This window comes from Endozoicomonas sp. ALC013, assembly GCF_049310205.1.
Taxonomy (GTDB): Bacteria; Pseudomonadota; Gammaproteobacteria; order Pseudomonadales; family Endozoicomonadaceae; genus Endozoicomonas.
The window spans coordinates 1-7,013 of sequence record NZ_JBLYNS010000194.1 but is presented as its reverse complement, the minus strand read 5'-3'; the positions used below and the strand labels follow the sequence as shown (position 1 = coordinate 7,013).

5 protein-coding genes are annotated in these 7,013 nt (G+C 51.0%); 3 read left to right on the top strand and 2 right to left on the bottom strand.

All coding sequences use genetic code 11. The annotated features are described in order from the left end of the window. Positions 1-135: 135 nt before the first annotated feature. Positions 136-1,443 (bottom strand): tyrosine--tRNA ligase, encoded by a 1,308-nt coding sequence (tyrS, locus tag ACO6V1_RS21595; RefSeq protein WP_422446555.1) that lies wholly within the window; start codon positions 1,441-1,443, stop codon positions 136-138. Between the two features lie 392 nt (positions 1,444-1,835). On the opposite strand from tyrS, the gene ACO6V1_RS21590 reads away from it, so the two are divergent. The 3 genes from ACO6V1_RS21590 to ACO6V1_RS21580 all read left to right on the top strand — a co-directional run bounded on the left by ACO6V1_RS21590 (position 1,836) and on the right by ACO6V1_RS21580 (position 5,771). Then, positions 1,836-2,882 carry a hypothetical protein gene (locus ACO6V1_RS21590; protein WP_422468472.1) on the top strand — a complete coding sequence of 349 codons (1,047 nt, stop codon included), beginning with the start codon at positions 1,836-1,838 and terminating at the stop codon, positions 2,880-2,882. Positions 2,883-3,084: 202 nt separating this feature from the next. Continuing rightward, positions 3,085-4,530 carry an OapA family protein gene (locus ACO6V1_RS21585; protein ID WP_422468470.1) on the top strand — a complete coding sequence of 482 codons (1,446 nt, stop codon included), beginning with the start codon at positions 3,085-3,087 and terminating at the stop codon, positions 4,528-4,530. 131 nt (positions 4,531-4,661) lie between these two features. Further along, positions 4,662-5,771 (top strand): anhydro-N-acetylmuramic acid kinase, encoded by a 1,110-nt coding sequence (locus tag ACO6V1_RS21580; RefSeq protein ID WP_422446561.1) that lies wholly within the window; start codon positions 4,662-4,664, stop codon positions 5,769-5,771. 13 nt (positions 5,772-5,784) lie between these two features. Here the strand turns inward: ACO6V1_RS21580 and ACO6V1_RS21575 are convergent. Next, positions 5,785-7,013 (bottom strand): hypothetical protein (locus ACO6V1_RS21575; RefSeq protein WP_422468468.1); only part of this gene is annotated, 1,229 nt, incomplete at its 5' end.

Genomic DNA, 7,013 nt, shown 5'->3' with positions numbered 1-7,013 from the left:
TAACCCGTCAAACTCATTGAAACCATGTACCAGGAGGCTGACAGAAAATAGACTGCCCGATGACCATGAGCTTTTAAGAGCACGCTTTTAATGAACCGCTCTTCTCTTAATAAAGAGCAAAGAGCGGCAATTCGATCAAACCACTTCAAACAGAAAGTGATTTTTCTTACCCAGTTTCACCAGGAAGAACCGATCATACATGGCACCCCGGGCTGCAAAGCATTCTGGCAGGTTCATATTATCTGCCGAGCCACGAGCGACACCATTAAAGAATACCGCGTTATTAGCCAGCGCATCTTTAACCTGCTTGCCTGATTTCACCATGCCGACTTCTGCAAACAGCTGCGTCATAGCCTGGCCTTCCAGCCCGCTGTGCTCGATGGTGGCACTGGGCAGGCCATCCTGCTTCAGCTGTTCCATATCGGTTTCTGACAGCTGGGTAATGTCCCCGGAAAACAGTGCTTCGGTGATGCACTCCGCCGCCTTGAGACCTTCCTCACCATGCACCAGGCGGGTAGCTTCACGGGCAAGAATTCTCTGGGCTTCCGGCCTGCCCTGACGCTCAGCATCCGCTTGCTCAATGGCCTCAATCTCTTCCATGCTCAGGAAGGTGAAGAACTTCAGGAAACGATACACATCGGCATCAGCGGTGTTCATCCAGAACTGGTAAAAGGCATATTGGGAGGTCTTTCGGGAGTCCAGCCAGACCGCACCGCCTTCTGTTTTACCAAACTTGGTGCCATCGGACTTGGTAATCAATGGTACCGTTAACCCAAAGGTACGGGCCTTATTCTGACGGCGGGCCAGGTCAATACCGCCAACAATATTACCCCACTGGTCACTGCCACCAATCTGCAGGGTACAGTCATAACGGCGGTTCAGCTCGGCAAAGTCCATGCCCTGCAGCAGGGCGTAGGAGAACTCGGTAAAGGAGATACCGGAGCCTTCCCGGTTCAGCCGTTGCTGTACCGACTCCTTGTTGATCATGGCATTCACCGCAAAGTGTTTGCCAATATCTCTCAGAAAGTCCAGAACATTGAGGTCGCCGGTCCAATCCAGATTATTGGCCACAACGGCGGAGTTTTCGCCGCAATCGAAGTCGATAAACTGACTCACCTGCCCCTTGATTTTCTCAACCCAGCCCGCCACAACATCCGGGGTATTCAGTTGACGTTCAGCCGCCTTGAAGCTTGGGTCACCAATCAGGCCGGTGGCCCCACCCACCAGGGCAATGGGTTTATGACCCGCCTGCTGGAAACGCTTGAGCACCAGCAATGGCACCAGATGGCCAAGATGGAGACTGTCAGCCGTAGGATCGAAACCACAATAGAGCACCCGGGGCTGTTCGCTCAGATGAGTGTCCAGTTCCTCAACCGCAGTGGTCTGCGCGATAAGCTGGCGGGCCTGAAGATCTTTCAGCAACGGGTTTTGACTATCGGACATTTGCCTTTTCCTGCGACGATTCGATGATTCAACCGGATTACTGCGGTGGATGCCAGGGGCTCTGACATCAAATCAAGCAACAACTCCCTGCTCCGGTGGACAGGAAACAATCAATAAAAAATCAAGCCGCCCAAAATACAACAAAACCGTGCCGGAACAAATGCCTGACCTCTAAATAAGGTAAATTTCAGTCTATTTTTCTTACCAGGCCTTTACTTGATCAGACTGGAACTTACGTTAATTCCTAACTGTCGAATCAATCCAGAGTGCCTGCGAATGTCTGATACATTGGCTGATTCATGCCCCGTAACGAATCTGTCCAATCGGGCACTGTTTGATATTTCTGCTAAATCTCCGCAATACCGGCACCATCATAGCGGGAGGAAAAGTCTTTGGATTTGCCACAACCACCGTCGACACCAACAGCTTCAACCTACTCTGCTGCTCTACCGGCAACATCCGCTGCCTCCCAGGAAAAAGAACCTTCGTACAAATCTGGACAGACGGGTTCAAATTTTTCCGCAGGTGATGCTGCCTGGGTGGTCATGCGGTCACTGTCAACAGCCGCCGAGTGTCTGAATTTTGCCTGCAGAAAAGTGGCCGTCCTGTCCAGTGTTTGTTTTGGTGGTTTTACCGGGCTGCTGCAATATGCCCATGAGAACCTGGGGGATAGAACGGTTCAAAAGGTACCAGTGGCAGAAAATAGCAGAATTGACCCGCAGCCCGCTGGTGATAAACAGCCTGAAGATAAAGCACAGCAAGCGGCTTATCTCCAGAATCCCCCAGTGGAAGAGTACGTCAGGCAAGGTGCCAATAAGTGGAAGCACTTTATGGAGTCCGGCACTTCACCGGATTCTGAATACACCTGGATGTATCTTGCCGGCATGGTCATATCCATAACCCTTTCCATATCTGTGCTGGGTATAGTGGGTACAATTCTTCTGCATACGCCGCACTGGCTGTTTAAGGCAGAACCTTATATCAATCTCAATACACCAGCGCCCCCCCCGCCTCAATCCCCCTTCCAGTCGGCTGCAACCCTGCCTTCTGACCATCTGGATAGACAATCCCCAGCTCCTGATCCGGCAGCGGATAGCCGACCTCTGGATAACCCGGCCAGCCAGTCCACACATCCCCCTGTGGAACTGCCGACAACCGCCGTGACCTCAAGCCAGAGCCACCCATCAACGCCAGCAGTAGAAACAAGCCATAATAGCCAGGGCTCCCAACAACAACCTGAACCCGAAAACCAATACCACACAGCTTCATTACATGAACCGCTGACTGCCAATGGTCAAACCACTCAGCAGTCAGCCACCTGCCCTGCAACCTTCCCACAGACAGACCAGCAACCCTTATTACAAACAAGCCCACACTCTTCTATTAACTCACCCACGGGCGAACGCATGCCAACATCCGTTTCAGTACATAAACTCTGACGATGAACAACCCTGCATTGTCATTCCCCCTTAGGAAGACAAACCACGAGGCAATAGAATGATTCGTGATAATCAAGACACTAATGAAAAAACAGGATAATTGGCCTTGCATTGACGTACCTTTTCTGACAGATATGATTTACGATATTTTTTATCGTTATAATTTACTGATCACCACACTGAAGACAGCGTTAAAATCTTAATGAATAAAGCCATCCCGAGGGGCGCAACACGAATCAACCAGCGCCTGAAACAGTTCCCCAGGCGACACTTGCTGCTGGCAAGTACCATCGCTGCCAGCGTCATGGGATTGATGGCTCTTCTACCTTCTGGTGACGTAGAAGCCAGGCGCAATGAAATCCCGATGTCCATTGACGCATTCCAGCCTCAGGAAGCCAACACTGAGCTGACCAGCAGCCCCACAATTCCCGAATCTTCCCCATTTGTCAGCAATCAGAACGCTGATCAATCAGAAACAGCTATCAAAGAAGCAGAACAGGAAGCAGAAGCCAGGGCTCTGGCAAAAGCCGCCTACGACCTGGAGCAAAAACTGGGAAAATGGCACAGTGTCACCATTAAATCTGGTGATAATTTATCGGTGTTGTTTAATAGCCAGGGATTAAATGCCAGTGTTGTTTACCAGGTTGCCAACACCCCCAAATATGGTGAAACACTGGCCAGCATACGTCCGGGGGAATCCCTGGAGTTCCGGATTAATCAGGAAGGAACCCTGACCCAGCTGCGCTACGTCAAGTCCAGGCTGGAAAGCATTTTCTTTAACAGGGAGGACGATGGCTACCGGGCAGAACAGGTAACCCTGTCACCGGAAATCCACCCCACCTATGCCAGCGGCATTATTGAAAGCTCTCTCTTCCTTGCCAGCCAGAAAGCAGGCCTGTCCCAGAATCTGACCATGGAGCTGGCCGGCATTTTTGGCTGGGATATCGATTTTGTTCAGGATATCCGCAGTGGTGACAGCTTTAATCTGCTCTATGAAGAGAAGTACCTGGAAGGGGAAAAACTGGGCGATGGCAATATTCTGGTAGCCAGCTTCACCAACCAGGGGGAGACCTATACCGCCATCCGTTATACCGACAGCAACGGCGATACCAACTACTATACCCCGGACGGAAAAAGCATGAAGAAGGCGTTTCTCCGCACTCCGGTGGATTTTACCCGTATCAGTTCAAGATTTAACCCCAACCGTCTGCACCCGGTATTCAAGACCAAACGCCCTCACCGGGGAGTCGATTATGCCGCTCCGATGAATACCCCGATTAAAGCCGCGGGCGATGGCCGTGTGCAGTTCTCCGGCTGGCAGAATGGTTTCGGCAATGTGGTATTTATTCAGCACCCGAATAATGTGGTGACTGTGTATGCCCATGCCAATAAACTGGCCGGTCTGAAAAAAGGCCAGAGAGTTCGTCAGGGCCAGACCATAGCCTATGTGGGCAAAACGGGCTGGGCCACCGGGCCTCACCTGCATTATGAGTTTCGTGTGAATGGCGTACACAGAAACCCGATGACGGTTAAGCTCCCGGATGCAGCCCCTATCGCCAAAAACGAAATGGCTAACTTCCGGAAAAAATCCGAACTGATGATAGCCAGGCTTGAGAAGCACAGGGAAACGCTGCTGGCCACGCAGTAGCCCTGCAAGTGATTGAAAAAACCGTAATGTGGGCACGTAAGGCGCAAAGCAATCTGGCTGTTTATTTTGCGCTTCACTGTCTTTGTCGTTAACCATAATGTCCCGATAAACCTTCCTTTCAGAGGCGAACCATGTCTGATATCTATATAGGGCTTATGTCAGGTACCAGCCTGGACGCCATGGATGCTGCCGCTGTTCACTTTGCTGGAAAGAGTCCAACCCTCCTGGCCCACCACAGTACTGAGTGGCCCACTGAGCTGAAGCAAAAAATTCAACAGCTCTGCCAGCCAGGTCATGATGAAATTCGTTTGCTGGCGGAAGTGGACCCGGCCATTGCTTATGTCGCTGCAGAAACGGTCAATGCGCTGCTGAACAAAGCAGGACTGAGTGCTGATCAAATCAAGGCCATTGGCAGTCATGGCCAGACCATCAGACACCTACCCGAGTCAGGCTACACCCTGCAGATCGGTGACCCTAATATCCTGGCAGAGCAGACCGGCATTACCGTTATTGCCGACTTCAGACGCCGGGATATGGCCGCCGGTGGTCAGGGAGCCCCACTGGTACCCGCCTTTCACCGTGCGGTTTTTACCAGCGAAACCGGCCACCGGGTAATCGTCAACATTGGCGGTATCAGCAATATATCGATCTTGCCCGCTGACAACGGTGAGCAAAAACCGGTAACCGGCTTTGATACCGGCCCCGGGAACCTTTTAATGGACTATTGGTGCCAACAGCAATGGGGGCAACCTTATGATAAGGATGGCTTTCATGCTGCCCGGGAGCCCTATGACCCGATCCTGCTGGAAACCATGTTAAGCGATCCCTTTTTCCGGTTACCCGCTCCCAAAAGTACCGGCCGGGAACTGTTCAACCCGGCCTGGCTCAACGCAATGCTCGAAGGCTTTCGTGGGCTGTCCCCTTCCACCATACAGGCAACCCTCTGTCGCTTAACCGCTCGTTGCATTGCCGATGCCATACAGCAACATGCCCCCGATACCGATGAAGTGTTTACCTGCGGCGGCGGTGCCAATAACAGCGCCCTGATGGCAATGCTGAAAGAAGAAATGCCCGGCATCAAGCTGGGATCAACCTCGGAGCTTGGTGTTGATCCTCAGTGGGTAGAAGCGATCGCCTTTGCCTGGTTAGCAAGACAGAATATGTTGCAGCTACCCGGCAACCTGCCTGCGGTTACCGGGGCATCGGGTTTGCGTTTGCTCGGTGGACGTTATTACCCGTGACAGCGGCAATGCATTACACGATGGCTTCTCCACAAACCGCTGTGCCCGCAGAGTCGACCGGAAATGTACTGATAACCTCCACCAGTGTCTGAACCAGCAGTTCTCTCTGTTCAGGAGTATCATCAGGGAATCTGCCAGTAACCATATTATTGATGGATTGCCTGATTCTGACTTCATCTCCGACTCCAACATTGTTGGCAAATGCCTTGAAATCCAGGTAACTCATTTTGGACACGTGCCGCTTAAAGGCCTGGCTTACCTCAGGCTCAAGGGACTCAAAGGCATTATCTTCAATAAATTGATACAGTCTGTCAGCATCATTCCCTGCACAGGGGTAGAATGCCGTCTCATCAAACGGTTCATCTGCTATCAGCAGGGCAGGTGAACCACTACGATTGGAAGACATATTCACCATATCGAGACTTTCTGATGGAAAAGCAGCAGGCACAGGCATAACCTCGGCTTCAACATTGACTAAACAGGGTAAAAATGGCTGAAATTCTTCCTCATCACTGTCATAGGAAAGTGGATATTCCACATTAACTGAAGAACCGGCATCCTGATTAACGCTTTCCACATCCCATGACCCGGCTTGCTGATAATCCGCTTTCAGCAGCAGGTCAGGCCTGGTATCGCGGTTGACTGATTCCCTTTGCCGAAGGGTTGAAATATCTTCCATGGAAATTTCAACGGACTTGCTGTTATTTATTTGATCTTTAGGGCCAGATTCTGAATCCAGAATTTTACTGCTCTGACTTTTATCCGTTTTTTTGGTATCACTGCCGGAACAAAAGCGTGTCAATAAAATACCTGCAACCCCCACAGTGATAAAAAATAATCCAGCGACGTATAATCCGCCAATACCGGAAGAGTCCTCATTATTCTGTGCTGAGGAAGCAGAGATAGCATCTTGTAATGATGCCGTAGTGTTTTTATTAAAGGCCAGATTTGAGGGAGGTGTTGAATTGTAATGGTTGCCAGTTGATGAAGAACTCTCATTCAAGCTAAAAATACCACTCCCGGCAGCGAGCAGAAGTGCCAGCCCCACAAGTGCCAGACAGGTTCCTCCACATATAGCCTCAAGGGTTTCATCCGTTTTTTTCCCCAGCAAGATTGCCTGACAACCGGGTTGGGTCACTTCTCTTTGCGATATGGCTTTACTGTGACTCTGGACTCCGGGTTCCTCGATCGGCTCAGTTCTGCAGTTAACAACGGCGTCTGAATCCTCCTTTACCACGGCCC